General features: G+C 60.0%; 26 protein-coding genes. 12 read left to right on the forward strand and 14 right to left on the reverse strand.

Annotated features, from left to right (window positions below; translation table 11 throughout):
* Window positions 1-218 precede the first annotated feature (218 nt).
* The 6 genes from CKW32_RS21230 (at window position 219) to CKW32_RS21255 (ending at window position 4,908) form a co-directional block, all read left to right on the forward strand.
* Window positions 219-668 (forward strand): hypothetical protein, encoded by a 450-nt coding sequence (locus tag CKW32_RS21230; RefSeq protein ID WP_032887045.1) that lies wholly within the window; start codon window positions 219-221, stop codon window positions 666-668.
* On the forward strand, window positions 668-1,216 hold the full coding sequence (locus CKW32_RS21235) for a hypothetical protein (protein ID WP_032887046.1): 549 nt from the start codon (window positions 668-670) through the stop codon (window positions 1,214-1,216). Before CKW32_RS21230 ends, CKW32_RS21235 begins: the two co-directional genes overlap by 1 nt.
* A gap of 67 nt (window positions 1,217-1,283) precedes the next feature.
* Window positions 1,284-2,027: a hypothetical protein gene (locus CKW32_RS21240; RefSeq protein WP_095185905.1), complete on the forward strand. Its 744-nt coding sequence runs from the start codon at window positions 1,284-1,286 to the stop codon at window positions 2,025-2,027.
* A gap of 61 nt (window positions 2,028-2,088) precedes the next feature.
* Window positions 2,089-2,769 carry a C39 family peptidase gene (locus CKW32_RS21245; RefSeq protein ID WP_032887048.1) on the forward strand — a complete coding sequence of 227 codons (681 nt, stop codon included), beginning with the start codon at window positions 2,089-2,091 and terminating at the stop codon, window positions 2,767-2,769.
* Between the two features lie 38 nt (window positions 2,770-2,807).
* Window positions 2,808-3,551, forward strand: a complete 744-nt coding sequence (locus tag CKW32_RS21250; protein WP_095185906.1) for a hypothetical protein — start codon at window positions 2,808-2,810, stop codon at window positions 3,549-3,551.
* 49 nt (window positions 3,552-3,600) lie between these two features.
* On the forward strand, window positions 3,601-4,908 hold the full coding sequence (locus tag CKW32_RS21255; RefSeq protein WP_032887051.1) for an autotransporter outer membrane beta-barrel domain-containing protein: 1,308 nt from the start codon (window positions 3,601-3,603) through the stop codon (window positions 4,906-4,908).
* Between the two features lie 110 nt (window positions 4,909-5,018).
* Here CKW32_RS21255 and CKW32_RS21260 read toward each other — a convergent pair whose 3' ends face one another.
* Window positions 5,019-6,344, reverse strand: coding sequence for a sigma-54 dependent transcriptional regulator (locus CKW32_RS21260; protein WP_095185907.1), 1,326 nt, complete (start codon window positions 6,342-6,344; stop codon window positions 5,019-5,021).
* Window positions 6,345-6,701: 357 nt separating this feature from the next.
* Between CKW32_RS21260 and CKW32_RS21265 the strand changes: the two genes are divergently transcribed.
* On the forward strand, window positions 6,702-6,962 hold the full coding sequence (locus CKW32_RS21265) for a hypothetical protein (protein WP_032887053.1): 261 nt from the start codon (window positions 6,702-6,704) through the stop codon (window positions 6,960-6,962).
* 67 nt (window positions 6,963-7,029) lie between these two features.
* Here the strand turns inward: CKW32_RS21265 and CKW32_RS21270 are convergent, their stop codons facing one another.
* Genes CKW32_RS21270 through gnd form a run of 3 tightly spaced genes read right to left on the reverse strand, consistent with a single transcriptional unit; the run spans window position 7,030 to window position 10,354 of the window.
* On the reverse strand, window positions 7,030-7,854 hold the full coding sequence (locus CKW32_RS21270) for an HAD family hydrolase (RefSeq protein WP_095185908.1): 825 nt from the start codon (window positions 7,852-7,854) through the stop codon (window positions 7,030-7,032).
* The gene (gene zwf, locus CKW32_RS21275) at window positions 7,851-9,374 is read right to left on the reverse strand and encodes a glucose-6-phosphate dehydrogenase (protein WP_032887056.1); all 1,524 of its coding nucleotides are present in this window, start codon (window positions 9,372-9,374) and stop codon (window positions 7,851-7,853) included. The genes CKW32_RS21270 and zwf overlap by 4 nt, the downstream gene beginning before the upstream one ends.
* Entirely contained in the window at window positions 9,371-10,354 is a 984-nt protein-coding gene (gnd, locus tag CKW32_RS21280) for a phosphogluconate dehydrogenase (NAD(+)-dependent, decarboxylating) (RefSeq protein WP_095185909.1), read from the reverse strand. Before gnd ends, zwf begins: the two co-directional genes overlap by 4 nt.
* Window positions 10,355-10,626: 272 nt before the next feature.
* Here gnd and CKW32_RS28345 point away from each other — a divergent pair, with 272 nt between their 5' ends.
* From CKW32_RS28345 to CKW32_RS21295, 4 genes are all read left to right on the forward strand, one after another.
* Window positions 10,627-10,806, forward strand: a complete 180-nt coding sequence (locus CKW32_RS28345) for a DUF6026 family protein (RefSeq protein WP_256226376.1) — start codon at window positions 10,627-10,629, stop codon at window positions 10,804-10,806.
* Between the two features lie 161 nt (window positions 10,807-10,967).
* On the forward strand, window positions 10,968-12,725 hold the full coding sequence (locus tag CKW32_RS21285) for a phosphoethanolamine transferase CptA (protein WP_032887059.1): 1,758 nt from the start codon (window positions 10,968-10,970) through the stop codon (window positions 12,723-12,725).
* A 114-nt stretch (window positions 12,726-12,839) separates the two neighbouring features.
* On the forward strand, window positions 12,840-15,068 hold the full coding sequence (locus tag CKW32_RS21290; protein WP_095185910.1) for a TonB-dependent siderophore receptor: 2,229 nt from the start codon (window positions 12,840-12,842) through the stop codon (window positions 15,066-15,068).
* 144 nt (window positions 15,069-15,212) lie between these two features.
* Window positions 15,213-15,422, forward strand: a complete 210-nt coding sequence (locus tag CKW32_RS21295; RefSeq protein WP_095185911.1) for a hypothetical protein — start codon at window positions 15,213-15,215, stop codon at window positions 15,420-15,422.
* Window positions 15,423-15,522: 100 nt separating this feature from the next.
* Here the strand turns inward: CKW32_RS21295 and CKW32_RS21300 are convergent, their stop codons facing one another.
* The 8 genes from CKW32_RS21300 to CKW32_RS21335 all read right to left on the reverse strand — a co-directional run bounded on the left by CKW32_RS21300 (window position 15,523) and on the right by CKW32_RS21335 (window position 23,830).
* Window positions 15,523-16,014: a GNAT family N-acetyltransferase gene (locus CKW32_RS21300; protein ID WP_095185912.1), complete on the reverse strand. Its 492-nt coding sequence runs from the start codon at window positions 16,012-16,014 to the stop codon at window positions 15,523-15,525.
* A 172-nt stretch (window positions 16,015-16,186) separates the two neighbouring features.
* Entirely contained in the window at window positions 16,187-17,290 is a 1,104-nt protein-coding gene (zapE, locus tag CKW32_RS21305; RefSeq protein ID WP_095185913.1) for a cell division protein ZapE, read from the reverse strand.
* 39 nt (window positions 17,291-17,329) lie between these two features.
* Entirely contained in the window at window positions 17,330-19,987 is a 2,658-nt protein-coding gene (gene pepN, locus CKW32_RS21310; RefSeq protein WP_095185914.1) for an aminopeptidase N, read from the reverse strand.
* 13 nt (window positions 19,988-20,000) lie between these two features.
* Window positions 20,001-20,831 carry a DUF2797 domain-containing protein gene (locus tag CKW32_RS21315; RefSeq protein WP_032887068.1) on the reverse strand — a complete coding sequence of 277 codons (831 nt, stop codon included), beginning with the start codon at window positions 20,829-20,831 and terminating at the stop codon, window positions 20,001-20,003.
* The gene (locus CKW32_RS21320; protein WP_032887070.1) at window positions 20,828-21,088 is read right to left on the reverse strand and encodes a YeaC family protein; all 261 of its coding nucleotides are present in this window, start codon (window positions 21,086-21,088) and stop codon (window positions 20,828-20,830) included. The genes CKW32_RS21315 and CKW32_RS21320 overlap by 4 nt, the downstream gene beginning before the upstream one ends.
* Before the next feature lie 14 nt (window positions 21,089-21,102).
* Window positions 21,103-21,972, reverse strand: a complete 870-nt coding sequence (locus tag CKW32_RS21325) for a rhomboid family intramembrane serine protease (protein WP_032887072.1) — start codon at window positions 21,970-21,972, stop codon at window positions 21,103-21,105.
* Entirely contained in the window at window positions 21,969-22,943 is a 975-nt protein-coding gene (locus tag CKW32_RS21330) for a metallophosphoesterase (protein ID WP_371854021.1), read from the reverse strand. The genes CKW32_RS21325 and CKW32_RS21330 overlap by 4 nt, the downstream gene beginning before the upstream one ends.
* Complete coding sequence (locus CKW32_RS21335) at window positions 22,940-23,830, reverse strand: NAD(+) kinase (RefSeq protein WP_032887076.1); 891 nt, start codon at window positions 23,828-23,830, stop codon at window positions 22,940-22,942. Before CKW32_RS21335 ends, CKW32_RS21330 begins: the two co-directional genes overlap by 4 nt.
* 156 nt (window positions 23,831-23,986) lie before the next feature.
* Between CKW32_RS21335 and CKW32_RS21340 the strand changes: the two genes are divergently transcribed.
* Window positions 23,987-24,934 (forward strand): DUF1853 family protein, encoded by a 948-nt coding sequence (locus CKW32_RS21340; RefSeq protein WP_095185916.1) that lies wholly within the window; start codon window positions 23,987-23,989, stop codon window positions 24,932-24,934.
* A gap of 48 nt (window positions 24,935-24,982) precedes the next feature.
* On the opposite strand, the gene CKW32_RS21345 is transcribed toward CKW32_RS21340, so the two are convergent.
* Both CKW32_RS21345 and CKW32_RS21350 read right to left on the reverse strand, forming a co-directional pair.
* A complete protein-coding gene (locus tag CKW32_RS21345; protein WP_095185917.1) occupies window positions 24,983-25,585 on the reverse strand; it encodes a VWA domain-containing protein in 603 nt (200 codons plus the stop codon).
* A gap of 53 nt (window positions 25,586-25,638) precedes the next feature.
* Entirely contained in the window at window positions 25,639-26,637 is a 999-nt protein-coding gene (locus CKW32_RS21350) for an ATP-binding protein (RefSeq protein WP_095185918.1), read from the reverse strand.
* Window positions 26,638-26,778 lie beyond the last annotated feature (141 nt).

Consider the following 26,778-nt stretch of genomic DNA (forward strand, 5'->3'; position numbering starts at 1 on the left):
TGTTACAGCGGTGATACAACAGGGTGAATCGTTTGTGGTACGGCCGCGTGCGCGTGCCGTGACCGCAGGTGTATCAGCCATGAAACAGCACTGACATCACTTTGCCCTCGATTTACTCCAACCTATTGAAAACAAACACTAAATAAAAAGCGGCACGGCTTCTGCTCTATCCCTTACAGCGCTGTTTAGGGTCAGCGCGAAGAATAGGGAATGCCGCCGTGATCACACTCACTCAAGGTCCGATGAACGTACTGCTGATCAGCTGTGTACTCAGCGTCGGCATCAGTGTTCCAAGCTTTGCAGGCGATGGCGTGATCGTGACAGGGCGCAACGTACAGGCTCACATGTACGGTCGCGCCGCCTTCGGTAAAGACCCCTACCCCACCACCGCCAACGCCAATCCCAGCCGCGACATCATCGGTGCAACCGGCGAGCTCAGTGATATGGATATCGGCGGCATCAGCAGCGGCTCCAGCATCGTCGGCGCGATTCCGACGAACAACACCTTGACCGGCCTGCATGCCACGCAAAACAGCATGTCCACCCTGGGGGCCGGCTCTGCCGCCGGCCACGGTGCGGGCAGCAGCATGGGTGGACAGATCAGCGACTCGATCCAGCGCGGCATGGCGCCGCTGAACAACATCGGCAGCATGATGGGGGGCAAGTAATGAACCGCTCCCTGCTCGTTCTCGCCCTGCTGGCCGCCGCTCCGGTCTTCGCCGACAACACCGCGGTGATCAACAACAGCGGTCAACAATACGAAGGTGTCGTGTCGATCAACCAGGCGGCCGGCAACCAGCAACAAATGTCCAACAGCCGTGCCATTGCGCTCGGTGGCCAGGCCACCAACGTCAACATCCAGCGCCAGAACGGCAGCGTCGACCCGTCCCTGAACGCCAAAGCGGCGATTCATGGCACCTCTTTTACCAACGGCAACGGTGTGCTGGGTATCAACCAGTCGGCCGGGGCCAATAACCAATCAGTCAATGCCGTGCGGATCAGCATTAACCCTGGCCCGCAAAGCATTGATGACAGCGTCCTGTTGCAACAGAACTCGACGCAGTTGACCGACTCAGGGCTCACCCCCACCACTGGCAGCCGCCAGGTCGCTACCAGCGACCAGGCCTTCACAGGCAGCCGAGGAGTGATTCAGGTGAACCAGAGTGCCGGGGTGGGGAACCGAGTGGCTAACACCCTAGGCATCACTATCAAGTAAACGCTTGGTAGTACTCGTTAGACCGTACCAACACTTAACCAACTAATTAGAAGCAAGGAGAAACACCATGAAACCTCAAATGGCTCTGAAACCAATGGTTTTCGCTCTCGCCGCACTCATGGCTGCTGCTGCTCAGGCAGGTGGTGGTTGGCACCCTGCGCCTCAACCAACCGGCGTTGTTGCCTCTGTCGTTACAGACGTACAAAACAGCGGCGGCAACAAGTTTGACGACACCAAAACCGAAAACAATGCCTCTGCCGACAACTCGGTAAACGGCAACAGCGGCAACACCGGTGTTAACGTTCAGTCGGGCAGCGGTAACCAGGCAGACAACTCCGGCGCCATCTCCAGCGCCAAGGGTGACTTTGCAACAGTATTCGCTGTCGTCGATGTCAATCAAAACAGCGCGCTGAACAACTTCGTCAACAAAGGCACCCAGAACAACGCCTCTGCGGATAACTCCCTTAACGGTAACTCCGGCAACCTGGGTTACAACGGCCAGGCCGGTCAAGGCAACCAGGGTAAAAACAACCTGGCAATCACCACTGCTGATGGCAAAAACATCGCAGCGGCCGCCAACACCGAGCAAAACTCCCTCGCCAACAGCTACCTGAACACTGCCGCTACCAGCTACGGGTATGGCCATGGCAAGGCTCAATACGTGTCCAACAACTCCAGCCTCGACAACTCGGTTAACCGCAACTCCGGCAACGTGGGTGTGAACCTGCAATCCGGCTCGGGCAACCAAGGCAGCAACAGCCTGTCGATCGGTCAAGGTTGCACCGTCTGCTCCAGCGGCGTGCGCTTCTGATCCAACGGGGCCTTGGCAACAAGGCCCTTTTTTATTCCAGTGTCCAGCAGGTCACACGATCATGCGCCTCGCGACCCTCACCCTCCTGATGTTACTCACCGGCCCAACGTGGGCAGGCAACATGGCGATCTCCGCCCTGCCTGGCGGTGCAGTGATCTACAAGAAGGTCGAGAGTATTCGTGAGCGCCGGTTCGCCAACCTGGTGGAACAGAAAACCGATTTCAGCTGCGGTGCTGCGGCACTCGCCACCATTCTGCGCCAGGGTTACTGGCTGGACGTGGACGAAGATCACGTCATCAAAGGCATGTTGGTCAATGCAGACCAGGACCTGGTACGTACCCAGGGCTTTTCCATGCTGGACATGAAGCGCTACCTCGAAAGCATCGGCATGCGTGCCCGGGGCTACAAGATCGGACCAGAGACCCTGGTCACCGTGAAGATCCCTGTGGTGGTGCTGCTGGAAATTCGTGGCTACAAGCACTTCGTGGTGATGCAGCGCGCGGACAAGGACTGGGTCTATATCGGCGACCCGGTATTGGGCCACAAGCGCTATTCGCGTGACGACTTCCTCAAGGGCTGGAATGGCATCGTCTTCGCTGTGCTGGGTGAAGGTTACGACAAGGCCAATGCCTTGCTCGACCCGCCTACTCCGCTGACCGCCAAGAACCAGTTGAATGAGTTCAGGCCCGTAGGCGATGCCGAGCTGATGGACTTCGGTTTTATCCAGAGCGACTTCTTCTAAGAAGCGCAATAAGGGGCAGGACGCTCCAGGAGCAGAAGATGAACACTTCCCGTTGGCTGACGGTCATGTGTCTGGCAGCCTCAATGCCCGCTTATGCTTCATCGGGGTTCAAACCGATCGAACTCAAGGATTCGGAAATGGCCGACCTGCGCGGCCGCTACGTCATGCCGGGGCGCATCATTAGCTTCGGCATTGTCATGAGCAGCACGTGGACCAACGCCGTGGGTGACACCATCACCGGCAAGGCCAGCATGCAGGTCGACTCGTCGACCATCACCCCACAATTCTACGTACAGACCACCGGCTCGACCGGCAACGGGACCAACCCGAACACCGGTACCGGCACAGTCACAGGCGGCGCCGGGCTGGGCAGTGGCCAAGGCGTGACCCAGAGCGTGCGAACCGCTGGCGATGGCAACACCGCCTATAACAACGTAGGCATTACCGTCGAGAACGGCTTCGCGCCTTCCAACGCGGTGCAATCGGGGCAAGTACTGGTCGCCGGCGGTACCGTTACCGGGGACAGCGCAGCAGGTCGAGTCAGTGTGTCGGCCAACAATGGCGGCTTGCAGATGGCGATCCAGGCCAACCATAACCAAGGCAACAGTTTGCAGCAGATCGGCGGCGGTACTGTGCTGCAAGGTACGGTTTTGACCGGCAACACCAACTTCGTCAACAACATGACCCAGCTCAACGTCGTGATGAATAACAACGGTTTGAACAACGGTGCGCTGAACTGCAACTTGGACCAACTCAAAGGCCTACGCACCCTCGGTTATTGAACTACGCTGACCCTCGACACTTACGCATTAGAAAAGGACGGCTTATTTCATGCATCGATCGTTATCGCTTCATGCGGTGGTCTGTTTAAGTACGCTCTTGCCTGCATCCGTTCTGTATGCCGCGCCAGACGCCGATATAGAAACGCTCAAACAGGAACTTCTAGAACTCAAGCAGCGGTATGACGTTCAGCAAAAAGCTTTGGCGGTACTGGAACAACGGGTACGACAGGTCGAAGATCAACCGTCGGCACCGGCGCCCAAGCGCCTGGCCAAATCCCCGGCAGACTTTCAGAAAGCCAGTGGCGCGACGGTCGCAGGCACGGGCGCCGCAGCAGCATCCGGCGGCGCCGGTGGCGGCGGCGGTAGTTCCTACGGCCAGTCCCTTAAGGACGACTCGGCCCCTGCGCAAAGTGTGAGTAACCTCTATAACGAAGCCAGCGGCTTTTTCGGGAATGGCAAGTTCAGCTTTGAAACCGGCATTACCTATGCCCGTTACGATGCTCGCCAGTTGACCCTCAACGGCTTCCTGGCGCTGGACTCGATTTTCCTCGGCAATATCAACCTGGACCGGATCAAGTCCGATAACTGGACCCTGGACCTGACCGGGCGCTACAACTTCGATAATCGCTGGCAGTTCGACGTGAACGTGCCCGTGGTGTACCGCGACTCCACCTACCAGTCCGCCGGCGCCGGCAACAACGGCACGGCGACGTCGGAAGCCTCGGTCACGCGCGACCCGACCATCGGCGACGTCAACTTTGGTGTGGCGTACAAATTCCTCGACGAAACTCCCAATCTGCCGGACGCCGTGGTGTCGGTGCGGGTCAAGGCGCCTACGGGTAAAGAACCGTTTGGTATCAAGCTGGTCAACACACCCGGCAACGACAACCTGTTCGTGCCGGAAAGCCTGCCTACGGGTAACGGGGTCTGGTCGGTCACGCCGGGGATTTCCCTGGTCAAGACCTTCGACCCGGCGGTCTTGTTTGGCTCGCTGTCGTACACCCACAACTTCGAGGGTTCGTTCGACGACATCAGCAGTGACGTCAACCAGAAGGTCGGCGGCAAGGTCAGCCTGGGCGACAGCTTCCAGTTTGGCGTCGGTGTGGCCTTTGCCCTCAATGAGAAGATGAGTATGTCGTTCTCGGTGTCGGACCTGGTGCAGCGCAAGAGTCGGCTCAAGCCTAATGGCGGCGACTGGCAGTCGGTGGTGTCCAGTGATGCGAACGCCGGGTACTTCAACGTGGGGATGACGATCGCGGCATCGGATAATTTGACGATCGTGCCGAACCTGGCGATTGGGATGACGGATGATGCGCCGGACTTTACGTTTAGCCTGAAGTTTCCGTATTACTTTTAACTGATCCGACGGTGTATTCCTGAGGCAAAGGAGCTTGCTCCCGATAACGTAATAAAAGGAAAAGCCCCGCAACGATGAGGGTCGTTGCGGGGCTTTTCGGTTTACCCGCCCTAGCGGATCTGGTGTTTGTGCAGCAACCGATAGAACGTTGGCCGGGAAATTCCCAGGACGCGGGCAGCGACACTCAAGTTATCGCTGTGCCGGTTGAGCACATCGCACAGCGCCTGGCGTTCGGCGCGGTGTTTGTAGTCTTCCAGTGTAGACAGGGGTGGCGAAATTGCCTGTTCGCTGATCAATCCCAGATCAATAGCCTCGATCTGCCGCCCTTCGGCGAGTACCAGGCCACGACGCACGCGGTTGGCCAACTCGCGCACATTGCCCGGCCACGGGTGTTGCCCCATCGCCACCAGCGCGTCTTCGCTGAAACTGCGCGGACGGCGGCCGGTTTCCTGGCTGTAGAAGCGTGAGAAGTGGTTGGCCAGCATCGCTACGTCGCCATGGCGCTCGCGCAGCGGCGCAGTGACCACTTGCAGCACATTGAGTCGGTAGTACAAGTCCTCACGAAAAGCCCCCTTGGCCACAGCGGCTTCGAGGTCGACGTGAGTTGCCGCCAGTACCCGCACATCCACGGGGATAGGCTGGCTACCGCCGACGCGCTCAACCTGTTTCTCCTGGAGAAACCGCAGCAGATTGGCTTGCAGCTCCATGGGTAAATCGCCGATTTCATCAAGGAACAGCGTGCCGCCATGGGCCGCTTCGATGCGCCCGACCTTGCGCTGATGGGCGCCGGTGAAGGCGCCCTTCTCATGGCCGAACAGTTCGGATTGGATGAGGTGTTCAGGAATCGCGCCGCAGTTAATCGCGACAAAGGGCTTGGCGTGCCGTTGGGATTGGCGATGCAGGGTCTTGGCCACCAGTTCTTTACCGGTGCCACTGTCACCACGGATCAAAACCGGGGACTCGGTGGGTGCGAGCTTGGCCAATAGCTTGCGAAGTTCGCGAATCGGCCGACTGTCGCCGAGCAGTTCGTGCTCCGGCTCATTTACCGGGGCATTGCCCTTGCCGCGCAAGCGCGCCATGCCAAAGGCCCGGCCGAGGGTAACCTGCACGCGCGCGACGTCAAACGGCAGGGTATGGAAGTCGAAGAACCACTCGCAGACAAAATCACCGACATTCTGCAAACGCAGCACATCCTGGCTGAGCACAGCGATCCACTCGGTGCCGCTGCGGCCAATCAATTCCTTGACCGCTTCCGGGCGCTCCAGGTGATAGGGCTGTAACCGCAGCAAACCCAAGTCACACGACCGGTCGCCCACCGCCTCCAAAGCACAGCTGTCCACCTCCCAACCTGCCGTGCGCAAACCGGGCAATAGCCCATGGCAGTCATCACAAGGATCGACCACGAGCAAGCGGCGTTGCGCAGGTGTAACAACCATGACTATTCCTTGGCGCCAAAATTGTTGATTGCTGGAGGTAAAGTTATTTAGAAACAACGGTTTGTGGCGCTCAGCGCTAACACTAGCAAAATCTTGACGCGGGCCTTGTACCGTTTCGCTATAAGTGCGGGCAAAAAGCCACCCACTGTCGCGTCCATCAAAAAAAGTTGGGCACGGCTAAAACTTTCATTCAGCTTTCAAAACAGCCGCTTACATGACAGTCATCAGGAAAAGTTAAAATTTGTTGCTCTAACATGTGACCCGTACCCCGTCATCGTGCATCAGTACAAGTAACCCGCCGCACGGTCAGCCCAACCGCCGGTACTCACTTGAATGGGCATTTAGAGAGAGACCCACATGAACGCCCCGCTCCGCATCAACGAAGCTCTTTTGATCGCAGACCGTGCTTTTCAGCCCTTTCAGTGCGTGGCCTGGCACGATGGCAACGGCGCCTTGAGCCTGAGCGTCATCGACCGCACCAATACCCGTATTGGCAGCAAACAACTGTCATCGAACACCTACAGCGACCCGGCGCAATTGGAAGACCTGCTGTTGCAGGCCCGTGCCGAACTCGACAAAGATGGCTACCAGTTGCAGTCCTGGGCCATGCCTAAGTAAGTTGCTGCACCAACTTCCGATCACTGCAAGACACTGATCGGAAGTTGGGCAACTGAACTTAAGACGTTTATCGCGCGGCGAGAATAAACCGCTCGATTGCCTCTGCAGCACCGTCATCAATATTACTACCGGTGACCACATTGGCCTGGCGCTTGACGGTTTCTTCCGCCTGCCCCATGGCAATCGATAATCCGGCTACCTGAAACATCGCCGGGTCATTTCCCCCATCGCCGATGGCCGCCGTCTGCTCCAGCGGGACCCCAAGGTGCGCCGCAAGGGTCTTCAAGGCCTCGCCTTTATTGGCCAGCATGGCCGTCACATCCAGATAAATCGGTTGCGAACGCGATACCTGCGCCAGGCCTTGCACCTTGGGCTGTAAACGCGCCTCCAGTTCCACCAACAACTGCGCGTTGTTGCTGGCGGCGACGATCTTGTCGATCCGATCCAGGTACGGCTCGAAACTCTCCACCACCACTGGCCCATACCCCAGGCCATGGGCTTCGCGCGGTTCCATCGGGCCTGGCGGGCCACGGCGCAGCCAATCACCGTCGGCAAATACCCATGGTTCCACGTCCGGCTCGGCCGAGAACATCGCCAGTGCGACCAGCGCCGCCTCCGCCGGCAGATGGTGGGCAACCAGGATGCTGCCATCCGGGTTGATCAAGGTGCCGCCGTTAAAACCGGCTACCGGCACATCGATCCCGAACGTCTCGATCAGGTGCAGCATGGCTTTGGGCGGTCGCCCGCTGGCGAGGCTGAAAAACACCCCCGCCTCGCGCAACGCACTGACCGCATCGACCGTACGCTGGCTCAGACGGTGATCTGGGTGCAGCAACGTGCCGTCCACGTCGCTGAGGATGAAACGGATGGGATGAATCGCGGCATCACTCATCCCAGGGTGTGCCAAGTGCGACCATCGCGGGCCAGCAACGCATCTGCAGCAGCAGGACCGTCTTCACCGGCCTTGTAAGCCTGGATTCCATCGTCTTCCTTCCACGCATCGAGAAATGGCTGCACGGCACGCCAGCCGTTCTCGATATTGTCGGCCCGCTGGAACAAGGTCTGATCGCCGGTCATGCAGTCGTAGATCAGAGTTTCGTACCCGGTCGACGGTTGCATCTCGAAGAAGTCCTTGTAGGCAAAGCCCAACTGAATGTTGGCCATATCGAGGGTCGGCCCTGGCTTTTTAGCCAGCAGGTCAAACCACATGCCTTCGTTGGGCTGGATCTGGATTTTCAGGTAGGTGGGCTTGAGCTCATCAACCTCGGTATCGCGGAACTGCGCATAAGGCGCCGGTTTAAAGCAGATCACGATTTCGGTGTCGCGCACGCTCATGCGCTTACCGGTACGCAGGTAGAACGGCACGCCGACCCAGCGCCAGTTGTCGATCATCACCTTGAGGGCAACGAACGTCTCGGTGCTGCTGTCGGGCGCGACGTTGGCTTCTTCCCGGTAGCCCGGCAACGACTTGCCGCCGATTTCGCCGGCGGTGTACTGCCCACGCACCGAGTTGGCCCGCGCATCTTCCAGGGACCACGGCCGTACCGCGCCAATCACCTTGGCCTTTTCACCGCGCACAGCGTCGGCACCAAATGCGGCGGGCGGTTCCATGGCCACCATCGCCAGCAACTGGAACAGGTGGTTCGGCACCATGTCCCGCAGGGTGCCGGTTTTTTCGAAGAAATTACCCCGGGTTTCCACACCAACGGTTTCGGCGGCGGTGATTTGCACATGATCAATGTAATGGTTGTTCCAGAACGCCTCGAACAGCACGTTGGAGAAACGGCTGATCAGGATGTTCTGTACGGTTTCCTTACCCAGATAATGGTCAATGCGGTAGATCTGCTTCTCGCTCATCACCTTGAGCAAGCTGGCGTTTAGCGCTTCGGCGGTGGCGAGGTCGGAGCCGAACGGCTTTTCGATCACCACACGCCGGAAGCTGTCATCAGTCTCCGTCAACAATCCGGCACTGCCCAGGCGCTGCACCACTTCACTAAAGAAGCGAGGCGCAGTGGCCAGGTAGAACACAGCGTTGCCGGTGCCGCTGTCGGCGATTTTCTTGCCGATGTCGGCGTAGGTGCTGTCGTCGAGGAAATCACCCTCGACGTAGCTAATGCCTTTGGCCAACTGCGCCCACAAGTCCGGGTCCAAAGCGTTCTCGCCATTACCCTTGACCTTGCTGGCAGCCTCGGTGCGAATGAAGTCCTCGAGTTTCTTGGCGAAGTCGGCATCACTGATGGCGTTGTGATCAACGCCCACAATGCGCAGCCCATCGCCCAACAGGCCATCACGACTGAGGTTGTACAGCGCCGGCATGAGCAGGCGCTTGACCAGATCGCCATGGGCGCCAAACAGAAACAGCGTGGTTGGGGGTGCGGGTTCGGCCTTGGGTTTCTTGCCGTTAGCGGTCATTTTTTGGAAGTCTCCACATGACCACCAAAGCCGAAGCGCATGGCAGACAGCATCTTGTCACCGTAGGTGCTCTGCTGGCGCGAGCGGAACCGCGCGAACAACGAGGTGGACAGCACCGGTACCGGCACGGCTTGTTCCATGGCGGCTTCGATGGTCCAGCGGCCTTCGCCACTGTCGGCGACGGAACCCGAGTAGTTTTCGAGTTTCGGGTCGGTGGCCAGGGCGTCGGCGGTCAGGTCCAGCAACCAGGACGAAACCACACTGCCACGGCGCCAGACTTCGGCGATATCGGCAACGTTGAGGTCGAAACGCTGGTCTTCCGGCAGGTTGTCCGAGTTCTTGGTCTTGAGGATGTCAAAACCTTCGGCGAACGCCTGCATCATTCCGTACTCGATGCCGTTGTGGATCATCTTGACGAAATGCCCGGAACCCGCAGGACCGGCGTGGATATAACCCTGCTCGGCGCGCGGGTCTGCGGAGGCGGAACGGTCCTTGGTGCGCGGGATATTGCCCAGGCCCGGTGCCAGTGCGGCGAAGATAGGGTCGAGGCGTTGCACGGTCTCGGTATCGCCACCGATCATCATGCAGTAGCCGCGCTCCAGGCCCCAGACGCCGCCAGAGGTGCCGACATCAACGTAGTGCAGGCCCTTTTGCGCCAACGCCTTGCCGCGACGAACGTCATCCTTATAGTTGGTGTTGCCGCCGTCGATGATCACGTCACCGTCTTCGAGCAGCTCACTGAGTTCATTGATGGTGTTTTCAGTGGGGTCGCCTGCTGGCAACATCACCCACACGGCGCGAGGCTTTTGCAGCCCGGCAACCAGGGCTTTCAAGTCGGCAACGCCAGTGGCGCCCTCCTCGCTCAAGCCTTTGACAAATGCTTCGTTACGGTCGAAAACAACGGTGGTATGCCCATTGAGCATCAGGCGCCGTGCAATATTCCCGCCCATGCGGCCTAGTCCGATAATCCCCAGTTGCATGTGCTGATGCTCCTAACTACTAAATAAATGTGTGACATAGTTTATAGCGCAATGAGGCTAATGAGGGTTAGTCAGGGGCAGATCCATGTAGTTTCATGACAAAAAAGTTGCCATCGTTTCAGCATCACAGCACCAAAAGTCACAGGACCACCAAAAATAAAAAAGTTCCATTGCGCTGAAAAAGAATTCAGAATTGCTTCCGACTGTTGCCGAGAACCTCGACTCAAGCGTTCTGGCACACCGCGACACACCGGCTATTTGCGAGGTAAGCAATGAGCACTGCACAGATGACCCGTCCTCCCCAGACCCTCTACGTCACGCTCCGTCGCGATGAACTGCGCCAGTTGAAAGACGAACGCGAGCAGTTGCAGCAGGAGGTCATGCGCCTGCGTGCTCATATCATTCAAGCCCAGCTGGATCAGCCTTACGGCGCTCAACCTGCGCTCTGCTGAGCCCTGTCATGACTTTGTAAGATAACGGCTACACAAATCTCACAAAGTTTTCACACGCACTTCCCGATACTCCCGCCCACAAGGGCCACCCCAATGCAAGGGTGGCCTCTATTGCGCGCAGCCCTGCGCGTGATTGAAAAACTACCGGGTTGGAGCGCTGGATGGCGATGTTCGAACGCAGCACTAAGTCTGCGAAAGGCTTTGATTGGGCCGGTCTTGGCTGGCTATTCCTGTTTTTCTGGTACTTCTCCGGCATCACACAACTGCTGATCCAGCTCAGCGGCACGTCCGGCTTCAGTGGTTTTCGCCAAGCGTTCTTCATGAGCGCACTGTGGCTCGCCCCCCTGCTCGTTTTCCCACGCCGTACGCGCTTGCTCGCCGCCCTGATTGGCGTGGTGCTGTGGGCCTGCTCCATGGCAAGCCTGGGTTACTTCTTCATTTACCAGCAGGAGTTTTCCCAAAGCGTCATCTTCATCATGTTCGAGTCGAACATCTCTGAAGCCGGTGAATACGCCACCCAATACTTCGCTTGGTGGATCGTGCTGGCCTTTATTGCCCACACCGCCGTCGCGGTTTTCCTGTGGACCCGCGTGCGACCGGTGTACCTGCCGCGCGGCCAAGCCCTGGTGGCGGCAACGGCGATCCTGGTGGCCATTGTCGGATACCCGCTGGTCAAGCAAATTGCCCGCAGCGACACCCTGGACGACGCTATCGACCGCTTTGAATCGCGCATTGAGCCTGCCGTGCCTTGGCAGATGATCGTCGCCTATCGCCGCTACACCGAACAACTCGACAACATGCAAGGCATGCTCGACAGCGCCAGCCAGATTGCGCCCTTGACCAATCTCAAGGACACCATGGCCGGCCAGCCCTCGACCCTGGTGCTGGTCATCGGCGAATCCACCAACCGCCAGCGCATGAGCCTCTACGGTTACCCGCGCAACACCACGCCGGAACTGGACAAGCTGCGCGACCAACTGGCGGTGTTCGACAACGTCATCACCCCGCGCCCCTACACCATCGAAGCGCTGCAACAGGTGCTGACGTTCGCCGATGAAGAGAACCCGGACCTGTACCTGAAAACCCCGTCGATTGTCAGCGTGATGAAACAGGCCGGCTACAAGACTTACTGGATCACCAACCAGCAGACCATGACCAAGCGCAACACCATGCTCACGACCTTTTCCGAACAGGCCGACGAACAGGTGTACCTGAACAACAACCGCAACCAGAACGCACGCCAATACGACGGTGACGTCCTCGCGCCATTCTCCAAGGCCCTGGCCGATCCAGCGGAGCGCAAGTTCATTGTGGTGCACCTGCTCGGCACCCACATGAGTTACCAGTACCGCTACCCGCCGACGTTCGACAAATTCACCGATCGCCAAGGCGTACCGGCAGGCATCAGCGATGATCAATTGCCCACCTACAACAGCTACGACAATGCCGTGCTGTATAACGACTTCGTGGTGTCGAGCCTGATCAAGGATTACGCAAAGACCGATCCAAACGGCTTCCTGCTATACCTGTCCGACCACGGTGAAGACGTATTCGACTCCGCCGGCCACGCCACACTGGGGCGTAACGAAGGCAAACCGACTGCGCCGATGTACACCATTCCCTTCATGGCCTATGCCTCGCCGAAATGGCGTGAGAGCCATGACTGGAGTTTCGCCGGCGATCTGCAACGCCCTTACACCAGCTCGCAGTTGATCCACACCTGGGCCGACCTGGCCGGGCTGAGCTCCGATGAAATCGACCGCAGCAAAAGCCTGGTGAGCGACAGTTTCAAAGCACGTCCGCAACTGATCGGCAACCCGTACTTGCGCCAGCAGAAGGCCCTGATCGACTTCAGCCTGATCAAGCCGAAGAAGGTTGGACCGACCGATGTGGTGCTCCAGGAAGCGCCGGGTTCGTAACAGAAAGATAACAATCATTCTCGTTTAACCCTAAAGTTCCGCTCCTCCTTTCGTCTTTGAGCCAAGGCCTTCCCTTTCCGGGGTGGCCGCAAAGACGACAAGGAGTCTCACGCGATGTTCGCGCCAATTACCCGTTCCATGACCCTCACGCTCGGCCTGTGCAGCGCCGCGCTGAGCCCGGACCTGCTGGCTGAAACCGACCCCGAACAGACCCAACTCGAACTCGGCGCCACCCGCATCACCGCCGAAGGCCTGGGCGCGACCACTGAGCACACCGGTGCCTACACCACCGGTTCGATGAGCACCGCCACCCGCCTCAACCTGTCCGTGAAAGAAACCCCGCAGTCGATTTCGGTGATCACGCGCCAGCAGATGGACGATTTCAATCTCAATACCTTGACCGACGTGCTGCGCCAGACCACCGGTATCAACGTGCAGCACAACGACTCAGACCGCGTGTCCTACTCCTCTCGCGGCTATGGCATCACCAATTTCCAGATTGACGGGATGCTCAACACCTTCGGCTACATGAAGTCCGACGCTGACACCATCATCTACGACCACATCGAAGTGGTGCGCGGCGCCACGGGCCTGACCACCGGAGCGGGCGACCCTTCAGCCACTATCAACATGGTGCGCAAGCGCCCCACCGCCCAGTGGCAGGCGAAAACCGGCGTAAGCGCGGGCAGCCATGACAACTATTACAGCTACGTGGACGTGGGCGGCCCGCTGGCGTTCGACGGCAAGTTGCGCGGGCGTACCGTGCTGGCCTATCGCGACAGCCAATCCTTCCGTGACAACTATGAGCTACAGCGGAAGGTCGGCTACGGCATTCTCGAAGGCGATCTGTCAGACGACACCGTGCTGGCCGTAGGTTTTGATTACCAGAACAAACAAGTCCAGGGCACTTCCTGGGGCACCGTGCCGTACTGGAACAGCCAGGGCGGCAAGGCCGGGCTGTCGCGCTCCACCAACATGGCCGCGCACTGGAGTTCCTGGCCGCTGACGGACAAGACCACTTTCGCGACCCTCGAACATCGACTGGGTGGCGATTGGCACATCAAAGCCGCCTACACCCATCGCCAGAGCGACACAGATGGCAAGGTCTACTATGGCGGCTCGGGTTTCCCTAACGACGACCGCAGCGGCATGACCGCCTGGGCGAGCCACATGCGCGGCACCTCGCGGATGGAAGCCATCGACCTCAACCTGGCCGGCAGCTATCAGTTGCTGGGCCGCGAACACGCCTTGATGATGGGCTACGGCGAGGCCGCGCAACGGGACAGTTCGCCGTTTATGCGCGAGAACATCCCAGCCGGCTACTACAGCATTGAAGACTGGAAATACATGGGCGGGATCGCTAAGTTCGGCGACACCGTCACCGGCCTCAAAGGCGAACACAGCAGCAAGGAACAGAAGGCCGGCTACCTGGCTACGCGACTGAGTCTCACCGACCGCCTGCATGCGGTACTGGGCAGCCGCTATGGCAGTTGGGAACTGAAAAGCGCAGCCCCCCGATACGACGACAACGATCAACTGACCGCCGCCGGCAAAACCAGCCAGACCCACAACGACATGTGGACGCCCTATGCCGGGCTGCTTTACGACATAACACCGGAGTACACCGTCTACGCCAGCTACACCGATATTTTCAAACCCCAAAGCCTCAAGGATGCCAACAAGAAATTCCTTGAGCCGGTGGTGGGCAGCAACTACGAAGTGGGCATCAAGGGTAGCGTGCTGCAAGAGCGCCTGAACCTGGCGGCGGCGTATTTCTGGAGTACCCAGGACAACGTTGCCGAGCGCGATTACTCGGTGCCACGCAACCCAAGGACCGGCGAGGAATATTACAAGTCAGGCGGCAAAGGCAACAAAGTGAACGGCTTCGAACTGGAAGCATCCGGGGAAGTGATGCCCGACTGGAACCTCACGGCAGGCTACACCTACACCCATTCGGTCAACGGTTCGGGCAACCGCAATAACACGGGTCAGCCGCTGAACCTGCTGAAAGTATCCAGCGCTTACCGCCTGCCGGGTACATGGCGCAACCTCACCGTCGGCGGCGCCGTGAACTGGCAAAGCGATTTCTATGATTTCAGCAATCGACCGACCGGTGCGCGCGATACCGATGGCGACCCGATCACCACCCGGGCAAAAATCACGCAGCAGGCCTACACCGTGGTTAACCTCATGTCCCGCTATCAATTCGACGACCATGTTTCAGCGTCGCTTAACGTCAACAACCTGTTTGATAAAAAATATTACGAGCGTGTCGGCTTCTATAACGGCGTGTACTGGGGTGACCCGCGCGCCATTACGTTGGCCTTGGACTGGAGACTTTAAAGCACACAACCCGAAGTTAACGAAATTGTTAACTTCGGACGTTTCTCGAGTTAATTCCCACTTAATAAGATCGCTGCAAAATCGCCCCATGAATCTGCTCAAGGACAGAACGGATAACCGATCACACTTAATGAGAATACCCCGATGAAACTCTCGACTTTGATGCTTGCCAGCCTGATGACCCTAGCCTCCGCCGCCGCTTTTGCAGAAGATGGCTCGGAGCGCGCGAAGGAGTACTACAACAACTTCACCTTCATGCAGCAGAAGGTTCACGGCACTAACGAGCAAACAGCATCCGCCGACGACACGTCTTCCAAGACCAGCACCACCAATCAGGAACAACCGAAGAGTTAATTAATGTTTAGTTAATCCGCAACACCCTGGGCCATTCCGCTCCGTTGGCAAAGGTTTATTGGGCGCCATTTAATGGCGCCCTTTTTTTGCCTGTTATTTATTAAAGCGGCTTGTTCCAGAACAGCATACGGCCATGAGCCGGATCAAACTTTGAATCATCAAAGCCAAACTTTCGATACGCCGACTGAGCGATAGCATTACCCTCAAGCACCTCCAGGGTGATCTTGCAGCAACCGCGCTGGCGGGCAATTTCCTCGACCTTTTGCAGCATTTTCTGACTCAGGCCCAGGCCGCGGAACTCATTCATCACCACCACGTCATGAATGTTGACCAGTGGACGGCAGGCAAAGGTGGAGAACCCTTCAAAACAATTCACCAGCCCCGCCGGCACGCCACCGACGAACGCCAGCACACTGAAGGCATGGGGGCGCTTGGCCAATTCGGCTGGCAGTTGTTCTAGAAGGTCAGCGGGCAGGCTATGGCTTCCGCCCATGGGGTCTTGTGCGTAGTGGTTGAGCACGCGGCCTATGGCTTCAGCGTGCACGGGGTTGGTGTAGCTGGCTTGCAGCACCAGGATATCTGGGGTTTCCATTGCCTTCCTCGATCACGACAACAAGGGAATCGGCTCCCTTTGAGGGGCTCGATTGTAAGCGTGGAGTCGGCGGTAGATGAAGGAGAAAAGCTACAAATATCTGCCAGAAAGCGCGAGGTTCATGCCGACGAAAAAGCGCTGGCGGCAGATTTAGGAGGTTGCCCTGCACGCCTTAGCCGAAACGCTGCAATTGCATCTCCTGCAGCCGGCTCAGGGTGCGGCGGAAGGGAAACTCCAGGTAGCCCTGGGTATAGAGGCGCTCCAGCGGCACTCGGGCCTCGATGAACAGGGGCACCTTGCGGTCGTAGCACTCATCCACCAGGGCGATGAACCGACGCACGCTGTCGTCGTGCACCGACAACTGCGGCAATTCGCGATCACCCGCCACCACCCGCTGGGCGCCGTCTTCGGTGCCTCGGGCAATCCGGCCCGGGCGCTGCTGCGCACTCAGGTCAGGCACCTCGCCGAGTAAAATCGCCTTGAAGCGATCACACAGCAGCATGAAGTCCATAGCGGCCAAGGGTTGTTCGCACAGGTCGGCATAACGACACCAGAGCACGCTGTCACTGGACCGCACCGTCACGATGCTACGGTGACCGACAACGACCGGCTCGTGGCTCACCACCTGCCCTTCTGCCAATTGCGTGAAGACAGCCGCAAGCGCCTCGGGCTGATTCACCCAATAACGCTGCATGCCGACACCTGGATGCAAACGATGGTCTTCACCGCCGTCCACCGCCACCACCCGCATATGCTGCTTGATCGCTGCGATACCCGGCAAAAACCGTTCGCGGTTGAAGCCATCGGAATACAGTTGGTCGGGAGGCTGATTGGAGGTGCAAACCATCACCACACCTTCCTCGAACATCACCTGGAACAACCGACCCAGGATAATCGCGTCCCCGATGTCATTGACGAACAACTCGTCAAAGCAGAGTACGCGCACTGCCTGGCTCAGCTCTCGCGCCAGGGCCTGCAACGGGTCGGCGGTGCCAGTAAGCTCGAATGAACGCTGATGCACCCACCCCATGAAGTGATGAAAGTGCTGACGCCGCGCCGGCACTCGCAGGCTCTGGTAGAACTGGTCCATCAACCAGGTTTTGCCCCGACCCACCGGCCCCCACAGGTAGACACCGGTGACCGGTGCACGCCCTTGGTGCAGAGCCTCATGGCAGGCTTGAAGGGCATCCACCGCCCGCCGCTGGGCATCGTCAGAGACGAAGCCCTGCTGGGCGATGGCGTGTTGATAGGCAGCGAGAGGCGAGTCGAAAGTCATGCACGCACTCCTGACAGGCCGTTTTCTTAACCTTCGAACTTACGCAAGGCTCTTACTGACCACCTCGAACACATCGCTCGACAGCTCGCCCGAACCACGAATGCGCTCCAGCTCGGCCTTCATCAGCGCCTGTCGCGCGCTGTCGTATTTACGCCAGCGGGTCAACGGCGCCAACTGGCGCGACGCAATCTGCGGGTTGAAGCCATTCAACTGGATCACCAGATCCGCCAGGAAGCGGTAGCCGGAGCCATCCGCCGCATGGAAGTTGATCAGGTTCTGCCCGGCAAAGGCGCCGATCAGTGCACGCACTTTGTTCGGGTTTTTAAGCGTGAACGCCGGGTGTTCCATCAACGCCTGGACCCGCGCCAGCCCGCCCGGCAAAGTGCTGCCGGCCTGCACACTGAACCACTGGTCCATCACCAACGGGTTGTCCTTGAAGTTCTCGGCAAACACCGCCAACGCCTGGGCTTTTTCCGCCTCGAACGGTGAGTTCACCAACACCGCCAGCGCGGTCAGACGCTCGGTCATGTTGTCACTGGTATCGAACTGCTCCAGGGTGGCCGCCAACACCTCAGGCTTGCCGCTGAGCATCAGGTACGACAGGGCGATGTTCTGCAAGGCGCGACGGGCAAAGTGCTCGGCCGCTGCCACATATGGGGTTTGCTTGGACAGGTCGCGATTGGCCTGATAACGCAGCCACAGCCCTTCGAACAGGTTGTCGGCCAGTTGCTTGCGTGCAAATTCGCGTGCGGCGTGGATCGCATCCACATCCGCCACTTCGCTGATTTCTGTCAGGTAGGCTTCGCCCGGCAACGAGAGCATTTCCGCGACCATCGCCTGGTCCAGGCTTTCGTCGCTCAGTACCGTACGCAGCGCGTCGATCAGGCGTTGATCCATTTTCAGCGCCTGGCCCGCCTGATGCTGGCCAATCAGTTCCTGCAACACCTGCACCGACAGTTGCTGGCCGGCATCCCAGCGGTTGAAGCCATCGCTGTCGTGTTGCATCAGGAACATCAACTGATCGCGGTTGTACGGGAAGCTCAGTTTCACCGGCGCCGAGAAGCCGCGCAGCAGCGACGGCAACGGCTGTTCAGCGATGTCGACAAACGTGAACGTCTGCTCGGCCTCAGTCACCGAAATCACGCGGGACGTACCACCCGCCGCTGCTTCACCGGCCAGACGCAAGGCGATACCGGCGCCCTTCCCGTCCAGCAAGCCCAGCTCAACTGGAATCACGAACGGCAGTTTCTCGACCTTGTCCGGAGTTGCCGGGCAGCTCTGGCGGAAGGTCAGGCTGTAGGTCTTCGCCGCGGCATCGTACGACTCGCTCACCGCCAGACGCGGTGTACCGGCCTGGCTGTACCAGCGCTTGAACTGGCTCAGGTCGGCGCCGTTGGCGTCTTCCATGGCCTTGATGAAATCGTCGCAGGTCACGGCCTGGCCGTCGTGGCGCTCGAAGTACAGGTCGCTGCCTTTACGGAAGCCTTCGGCGCCCAGCAAGGTGTGGATCATGCCGACCACTTCCGAACCCTTTTCGTAAACAGTCAGGGTGTAGAAGTTGGAGATCTCGATAAAACTGTCCGGGCGCACCGCATGGGCCATCGGGCCGGCGTCTTCGGCGAACTGGTGGGTCCGCAGGTATGCCACGTCCTGGATACGCTTGACCGTGGCCGAGTTCATGTCAGCCGAGAAGCCGGAGTCGCGGAACACGGTGAAGCCTTCCTTGAGCGACAGCTGGAACCAGTCGCGGCAGGTCACGCGGTTGCCCGACCAGTTGTGGAAGTATTCGTGGGCGACGATGGCCTCGACGCGCTGGTGCGCGGCATCGGTGGCGGTTTCGGCGCGTGCCAGCACGGCGCTGGAGTTGAAGATATTGAGACCCTTGTTCTCCATGGCGCCCATGTTGAAGTCGTTCACCGCGACGATCATAAAGATGTCGAGGTCGTACTCACGGCCGTAGGTTTCTTCGTCCCAGCGCATGGATTTCTTCAGGCTGGTCATGGCGTGCTGGCACTTGTCGATGTTTTCTGGCTCGACGTAGATGCGCAACGCTACTTCGCGCTGGGTCATGGTGGTGAAGCTGTCTTCGACGCACCACAAATCCCCGGCCACCAGGGCAAACAGATAAGCGGGTTTCTTGAACGGGTCTTCCCACGTCGCCCAGTGGCGGCCGTCTTCACCGGGGCCGCTGGCAATCGGGTTGCCGTTGGACAGCAGCACCGGGTAGCTGTGCTGCTCGGCGATCACCGTGGTGGTGAAGGTGCTCATCACATCCGGGCGGTCGAGGTAATAGGTGATTTTGCGGAAGCCTTCGGCCTCGCATTGGGTGCAAAACATGCTGCCGGATTTGTACAAGCCTTCCAGAGCGGTATTGGTTTCCGGGTGGATCTTGACCGTGGTATCGAGGGTAAAGGTCGCCGCCGTCGGGTGCACGGTCAGGTGGCTATCAGTCAGTTGGTAGTCAGCGCCCGTCAGTTCCTGGTCGGCCAGGTTCACGCTCACCAACTCCAGCTGCTGGCCATCGAGCACCAACGGCGGCAGGCCCGCGCCACGCTCGGGGTTACGGCGCATCACCAGCTGCGCGTGGACCAGGCTGTGGTCCTCGAACAACTCGAAGGTCAGGTGCGTCTCATCGATCAGGTAGTCCGGCGCCTGATAATCCTTCAGGTAAATCATCTTCGGTTGTTCGGTGCGCATGGGTGGCATCCTTCTACTGGTGCACGGCGAGCTGGTAGGCCGTGTACTTACGAATATTGATAACGCCGGTGTCGAAGATCAGGTATTGGCCCTTGATCCCCAGCAGCGTGCCTTCGGCAATCGGGTTCTTGTCCAGGTTGAAGCTGACGATCTTGGCCGGATACTGCTCCACCGGGTAGCGAATCTCAATCGGCTCGATGTCGGTCACCGGTTGGATGGCTTGCAGGCCAAAGCGTTCCTGCAGGTTTTCCAAGCCTTCGGCGCAGGAGGCGAACAGTTCGTCACGCACCTGCTTGAGGTCTACGGGTTGTGCGTCGCCCTTGAGCAATGCACGCCAGTTGGTCTTGTCGGCCACCTGGCTGCGCAGCACGTCTTCGACGAAGCCAGACTGCTGGCGCGTGGCAACTCGCAGGATCGGCAACGCCTGACTCGCGCCCTGGTCCAGCCAGCGCGTCGGCAGTTGGGTGGCGCGCGTGATGCCGACCTTGATCCCCGATGAATTGGCCAGGTAAACCACGTGGTCGGTCATGCAAAATTTCTCGCCCCAGCCTGGATCACGGCAAGTGCCGGCGTCGTAATGGCAACGCTCGGGGCTCATGATGCACAGGTCGCACTGGGCCAGCTTGGTCATGCACGGGTAGCAATAACCCTGGCTGAAGCTGGTCTTGGTCTTGCGGCCGCAATGGCTGCAATGGATGGCGCCGAGGTACTCCAGGCGGATATGGGTACCGATCAATGGGTTGACCGGCACCTCGGTCTCGCCCAGGCGAAACGCGTATTGAACGGTCGGCTCACCGAGTTGCGCCGACATTTTGCTGACTGCACCGCGACCAATTTCAATCAATGGATCGCATCCGACTTGAACAGGATGTTCGCCACCGGCTCGGATTTGGACGCGCATTCCTGCGGACCCATGTAGCCGGTGCGCTGGTCTTCCGGCAGGTTCTGGATTTCCCAGGCGATCATCGCTTGCAGGGACAGTTCACGCTGTTCGGCGGTGAGCTTGCGGCCATCGGACCACTTGCCGATTTCCACGGCGAGCTTGAGGCTCTCGTAGATGTCCGGGGTGATGTTTTCGATCATTTCAGCAAAAGAGGACATTAGGCTCTTCCTTATCAAATAGACGATTTGCGGCGGCTGTACAGCCCACCCAGCAAACCGGTGAGGCAACCGATAACCAAGCCGCCCACGTGGGCAGCGTTGGCGATTTCGCCGAAGCCGATCATAGAGACCAGCCCCGACATGCAGAGCACCAGCCAAATCAGCATCATCGCCAGCACGCCACGGGGCAGGCGATAAGCCGGATTCGGCGAGAGTAAATGAAAGATCCAGCAATGCCCGAGCAGGCCATACAGCACGCCCGACAACCCGCCAAACAAACCGGGGCCACCGTAAGCGTATTGAGCGTAGTTGGAGACCAGGCTGAACAGCACGGTCAAACCGAGCAAGTTGACACTGCCCTGGCGTGCTTCGATACGCCGTCCCAGTTCCCAGTACCACATGCCGTTCATGGCCAGGTGCAGGATGCCGAAGTGGATCAACATCGGCGTAACCAACCGCCACCACTGCCCCGACGCCAAACTGTCGGCCAGCGGCGTGAATTGGATGTACTCGCCCAGGATGCGGAACGGCAAAAACGTCAGCCAGGCGACGGCTTGCAGGTTGTCCCCCAGCAAGGTCAGTGCGCCGACGATAATGCTCGCCAGCAGCACAGACGCCGTAACCGGGCTGTGACGCACTTGCTGGGCAAAACTCGGACGCGTCATCGGCGCCTGTTCAGGGATATCCAGTTGCTGGTCGGGGTCACCGGCGGGAAACCGCTGGTACAGCACGCGCACGTCGTCGCTGATGGTCTCGGGCACCCACAACACCTGCTCGCCCGCCTCTTCGCTGACGCGATGGGGCACTTGCATGCGTTGCAGCAGTTTGACGAAGCCGCCCAGATCGACACTCAGGGGCAGGCGCAGTACAGCCACGGTACTCATGTGATGACCTCAGGCCGCTCAACATCGACCCATACGAATTTACGTGGATCGAGGCGGGTTTCCTGATCCAGGCGATACGCCACCAGCTTGCCGTACAGCACTGCGCTGTAGTCCAGGCAAGCCAGGTTGTCGCGGATCGGCGCCGGTTTGCCGCTGCGCCAGTAGTGGCCGACGAACAACAACGGCTCGTCGACGCCATAGCGCAGCAGTGAATTTTTTTCAGTGGAGGACAGCGGCGTGCGCGCCACCGGCTCGGGCAGTGCGTCGGGCTGGAACACGATGTCGCCGTAAGTCTTCGGGTCGTCTTCCCAGAACTTGGTGCGGAAGAACGAACGCGTCAGACCGTCGCCACCGGTGAGCGTCAGGCCATCGGGCAGGCGCATGTCGGTGCCGCGCAGCAGGCGGTCAAAGGCGTTGCAGGCAAAACTGCCAGGGACGGCAGCGGCCTGCAGGAAGTGCTGGTCGATGCAGCCATCCGGGAAGGTCGCACGCAGCGGCGTGATAAAGCCGTCGTCCCAGCACGCATGCACCACGCGGAAACGCCCGGCATCGACAAACAGCGGCATGTCGTAGAACCAGCCGAGGAAGTCGTGCCAGTCGGCCGGGTGGTGTTCGAACTGGGTCAGGGTCTCTTGAATCAACCGCGCATGCCGTGGGTTGTGCTCACGCACGAACTGCTTGCCACTGCCCGGTGGCGCCGGCGTGGTCCAGCCCAGAGCGTTGAACTCGTGGTTGCCCATGATGCACAGCGCCTGGCCGGCCTCGGCCATGTCGTGGACGATATGCAGCGCCTCGCGGATGCGTGGGCCACGGTCGATGATATCGCCGAGGAACACCGCCATGCGCGACGGATGGCGCCAGGTGCCGCCCTGCTTGTGGTAACCCATTTGGTCGAGCAAGTGCTCAAGGGTATGAGCGCAACCATGCACGTCACCAATCAGGTCGTAGCTACGCGCGGGATCGAGCATCAGTCGCCTCCACCCCCCAAGCGGCTGCCCCAGCCCAACTTGGTGCGGCACACTTCGTAATAGTTGTGGTCCAGCGGGTGGATCAACCGCAGCTTCTGCGCCTTTTTGCTCACGGTGATGGTGTCACCGGGGGCGCAGGTGAAGTGGTTCTGCCCGTCACAGGAAACCTGCGGGTAGATTTGCATGTCTTTGGACACCACGATTTTCAGCTCACTGTTGCCATCGACCACAATCGGTCGGCTCGACAACATATGGGGATACATCGGCACGATCACAATGGCATCCAGCTTGGGATGCATGATCGGCCCGCCGGCCGACAGCGCGTAGGCCGTGGAACCGGTGGGCGTGGCGACGATCAGGCCGTCAGCCTTCTGGCTGCACACGAACTGGCCGTCGATGTACAACTCGAACTCGATCATCCGCGTGGATTTACCGGGGTGCAGCACCACATCGTTGAGAGCATCGCCCTGGCCGATGGCTTCGCCGTGACGGCGCACTTCGGCTTGCAACAGGAAGCGGTTTTCCACCAGGTAGTGGCCGTCGAGCACCTTGGCCACTTCGACTTCCAGTTCATCGGGGCGGATATCGGTGAGAAACCCCAGGCTGCCCCGGTTGATCCCCAGCACCGGCACGTTATGCCGCGCCAACGCCCGCGCGGCACCGAGCAGGCTGCCGTCGCCGCCCACTACGATGACCATGTCGCACACTTCGCCGAGCATCTTGCGCGACGAGGTTTGCAGGCCGTGGCCAGGAAGAATCTCGGCGATGGTGTCTTCGAGGATCACGTGCAGGTGGCGATCCAGCAGGAATTTTTTCAGCCGGCGGACGGTGTCCAGCACCTGGGTACTGCCCAGGCGACCGATAATGCCGATATTGCGAAAGTGCTCCATGGGGCTCCTGCGGGATATGGGGTGTGGCAAAAAAGAAACGATTATGGGCGAAAGGCCGCCTCAGACAAAATCCTTTGTCATCGCCAAGCCTTGATGACAATGGTTCTCAGGGCTTCTGCTCATCCTGCGCCCGCATTAAAAGGCTATGCTCGGACCATGACCGTATTCCCCGACCTGCACAGCTTACCCCGCCAATTGCGTCACCCTGAGGTGCGCGACCTGGCGTGGGTGGTGCTCGCCCCGCCGATGCTCGCGCAGACGCCCTGGCCGCAGCGCCATCCACTGGCCGGCAGCGACTGGGTGCAGGCGCCCGAGCGTCTGGAACGCTGGCTGCGGCAACTGGACCAGGACAGCCGTGACTTGCAGCACTGGTTAAGCCTGGCCCGCACTCGCCGCCTGGGCCTGTACTACGAGCGACTTTGGCAATTCGCCGTGCAGCATGCGCCGGGCGTGGAGTTGCTCGCCGCCAACCTGCCGATCCGCCGCGCCGGGCATACCCTGGGCGAGTTGGACATGTTGCTGCGCGACCGCGATGGCGTGCATCACCTGGAACTGGCGATCAAGCTCTATCTCGGGCCGCAGGCGGGTAATGGCGAGGACCCGGCGCAGTGGCTGGGGCCGGGCTGCCATGACCGACTGGACCGCAAGTTGGCGCATCTTGCCCAGCATCAATTGCCTATTTCGGCGCGTCCGGAAAGCCGCGAAGCACTGGCGGCGCTGGATATCCAGCAGTTCGATGCGCATTTGTGGCTCGGCGGGTATTTGCTCTACCCCTGGCCTGGACTGGCCGAATCGCCCAACGGCGCCCATCCGCAGCATTTACGGGGGCGCTGGTTGCATCAGCGTGATTGGCAGGATTTTGTCAGCGCCAGCGCGCCAGGTCGCTGGCAACCATTGCCCCGGCATGCGTGGCTGGCGCCGGCGCACTACTCGGCGGATGAAGTGTGGAGTGAAGAACAGATGCAGCATTGGCTGAGGGAGCTCGATCCGATGGCGCCCGCGCAGTTGCTCGTGCGCATGGTGCAGAGCGGCGAGGATTGGGAGGAAGCCGAGCGGTTGTTCCTGGTGGCGGATCTTTGGCCGAATGTGCCGGGGGCTGGCTGATGGAGTGTGTGGTGTCTGTGAGTGCCCCCGATAGCGGCGACACCGCCACTACAAATTATCGATATGCCTATAATCCAACTGCAACCCGGCCGCCAGCGCCTCGGCCCGGCCCAGCCTGATTGGCCCGCGCTCGATATCCACCAGCAACCCTGAACACTCCAACGACGGCAACGCGGCGATGTCCTTGAGGCGTCCATCGGTGATCACCAATAAACGCTGCTGCTCAGCCGGATAACGCCTACGCCGCGCCGTCAGCCACTGCCCGGCCTCGGTCAGTGCGGCCAGCAATGGAGTGCCACCGCCCGCGCCGAGCTGATCCAGCCAGCCTGCCAAGCCTTTCGCCGCCTTCAAGCCCTGCACCTGCCATTTGGGCGCCTGCCCACTGGCGGTCAGCAATGCCATGCGCGCCCGTTGTCGGTACGCGTCATCAAATAGCTGGGCCAGCAAGCCCTTGGCATCGGTCAACGCGTGATGGCGCCGAGTAGAGGCCGATGCGTCGACAATCACCAGCCACAATTGCTGGGCCGAACGGCTGCGCAGGTGAAACAGCAAATCCTCACGGGATTGCGGTCGGCCGCCAAGCAAGGTGCCCGGCCAGTTGATCGAACCCTGTTGCGCGCTGCGCGCCTTGCCCTGCCTGCCTCTGTCCAGTCGCCCTGCCTTGGGCCGGGCATCCGCCCCCGCGTCAGGTCGGGGGCGAATGCCTAGGGCTTTTTTGGCCAGCTGGGTACTTCGCGACGTGCGCCGGTGGGCAGCGGCGGCGCGGGCATGTCACCCCATTGGCCTTGACCCGGCGAAGCCTCGCTGGACTTGGGCGACTGGCCTTCAGGCGGCGGACTGGCAGGCGGCGACTGTTCCTGGCGACGGTGGCGCAGGGCAAACTCGGCCACGGCTTCGATATCCTCCTCGGCAATTTCATCAGCGCCGCGCCACGCCGCATGGGCCCTGGCGCCGCGCAGCCAGACCAAGTCCGCGCGCAAGCCGTCGACGCCCGCAGCAAAGCAACGCTCGGTAATCTGCGCCAGGGCCTGGTCATCCAGCGCGATACTGTCGAGCCGCGCCCGAGCCTGGGTGCAACGCTCGCGCAAGGCCGCCTGGGGCTCGGCCCACTGGGCGCAGAACGCGACAGGATCGCTGTCGAAATCCAGGCGACGGCGAATGATCTGGCCACGCTCGGCTGGCAAGGTCTGCCCACTCAAGGCCACGTTAAAACCGAAACGGTCGAGTAACTGCGGACGCAACTCACCCTCTTCCGGGTTCATCGTGCCGATCAGCACAAAACGCGCGCTATGGCGATGGGAGATGCCGTCACGCTCGATCAGATTGGTGCCGCTGGCCGCCACGTCCAGCAACAGGTCCACTAAGTAGTCCGCCAGCAAGTTGACTTCATCGACGTACAACACGCCGCCATCGGCCTTGGCCAATACGCCGGGGGAAAACTGCGCGCGGCCCTCGCCCAGCGCAGCGTCGAGGTCCAGGGTACCGACCAGGCGCTCCTCGGTCGCACCCAACGGCAAGGTGACGAATTGACCGCTGGCAAGCAGGTCCGCCAGGCCACGGGCCAGTGTGGACTTGGCCATGCCACGCGGGCCTTCGATCAGCACACCGCCGATCTTCGGGTCGATGGCAGTCAGGCACAGCGCCAGTTTCAGGTCGTCGGCGCCGACCACGGCGGACAGCGGGAAATGGGGAATATCGGTCATCCGGTCTCTCTTTAAATTCTGCTGTACACGTAATCACCCTGTCACGAGCCCGCTTCTTGTGGCGAGCGGGCTTGCCCCGCGCTGGGCTGCGAAGCAGCCCCAATAGAAGCGCCGCAGTCTGCCAGGCAGCTCCGGGGCTAT

The sequence above is a fragment of the Pseudomonas sp. Irchel 3H9 genome (assembly GCF_900187495.1).
GTDB classification, from domain to species: Bacteria; Pseudomonadota; Gammaproteobacteria; order Pseudomonadales; family Pseudomonadaceae; genus Aquipseudomonas; species Aquipseudomonas sivasensis.

Bases quoted from the DNA above. Each gene is read 5' to 3' on its own strand.
- CKW32_RS21235 (WP_032887046.1), top strand. From the start codon at position 668: ATGAACCGCTCCCTGCTCGTTCTCGCCCTGCTGGCCGCCGCTCCGGTC.
- CKW32_RS21240 (WP_095185905.1), top strand. From the start codon at position 1,284: ATGAAACCTCAAATGGCTCTGAAACCAATGGTTTTCGCTCTCGCCGCA.
- CKW32_RS21245 (WP_032887048.1), top strand. From the start codon at position 2,089: ATGCGCCTCGCGACCCTCACCCTCCTGATGTTACTCACCGGCCCAACG.
- CKW32_RS21250 (WP_095185906.1), top strand. From the start codon at position 2,808: ATGAACACTTCCCGTTGGCTGACGGTCATGTGTCTGGCAGCCTCAATG.
- CKW32_RS21255 (WP_032887051.1), top strand. From the start codon at position 3,601: ATGCATCGATCGTTATCGCTTCATGCGGTGGTCTGTTTAAGTACGCTC.
- CKW32_RS21260 (WP_095185907.1), bottom strand. From the start codon at position 6,344: ATGGTTGTTACACCTGCGCAACGCCGCTTGCTCGTGGTCGATCCTTGT.
- CKW32_RS21265 (WP_032887053.1), top strand. From the start codon at position 6,702: ATGAACGCCCCGCTCCGCATCAACGAAGCTCTTTTGATCGCAGACCGT.
- CKW32_RS21270 (WP_095185908.1), bottom strand. From the start codon at position 7,854: ATGAGTGATGCCGCGATTCATCCCATCCGTTTCATCCTCAGCGACGTG.
- zwf (WP_032887056.1), bottom strand. From the start codon at position 9,374: ATGACCGCTAACGGCAAGAAACCCAAGGCCGAACCCGCACCCCCAACC.
- gnd (WP_095185909.1), bottom strand. From the start codon at position 10,354: ATGCAACTGGGGATTATCGGACTAGGCCGCATGGGCGGGAATATTGCA.
- CKW32_RS28345 (WP_256226376.1), top strand. From the start codon at position 10,627: ATGAGCACTGCACAGATGACCCGTCCTCCCCAGACCCTCTACGTCACG.
- CKW32_RS21285 (WP_032887059.1), top strand. From the start codon at position 10,968: ATGGCGATGTTCGAACGCAGCACTAAGTCTGCGAAAGGCTTTGATTGG.
- CKW32_RS21290 (WP_095185910.1), top strand. From the start codon at position 12,840: ATGTTCGCGCCAATTACCCGTTCCATGACCCTCACGCTCGGCCTGTGC.
- CKW32_RS21295 (WP_095185911.1), top strand. From the start codon at position 15,213: ATGAAACTCTCGACTTTGATGCTTGCCAGCCTGATGACCCTAGCCTCC.
- CKW32_RS21300 (WP_095185912.1), bottom strand. From the start codon at position 16,014: ATGGAAACCCCAGATATCCTGGTGCTGCAAGCCAGCTACACCAACCCC.
- zapE (WP_095185913.1), bottom strand. From the start codon at position 17,290: ATGACTTTCGACTCGCCTCTCGCTGCCTATCAACACGCCATCGCCCAG.
- pepN (WP_095185914.1), bottom strand. From the start codon at position 19,987: ATGCGCACCGAACAACCGAAGATGATTTACCTGAAGGATTATCAGGCG.
- CKW32_RS21320 (WP_032887070.1), bottom strand. From the start codon at position 21,088: ATGTCCTCTTTTGCTGAAATGATCGAAAACATCACCCCGGACATCTAC.
- CKW32_RS21325 (WP_032887072.1), bottom strand. From the start codon at position 21,972: ATGAGTACCGTGGCTGTACTGCGCCTGCCCCTGAGTGTCGATCTGGGC.
- CKW32_RS21335 (WP_032887076.1), bottom strand. From the start codon at position 23,830: ATGGAGCACTTTCGCAATATCGGCATTATCGGTCGCCTGGGCAGTACC.
- CKW32_RS21340 (WP_095185916.1), top strand. From the start codon at position 23,987: ATGACCGTATTCCCCGACCTGCACAGCTTACCCCGCCAATTGCGTCAC.
- CKW32_RS21350 (WP_095185918.1), bottom strand. From the start codon at position 26,637: ATGACCGATATTCCCCATTTCCCGCTGTCCGCCGTGGTCGGCGCCGAC.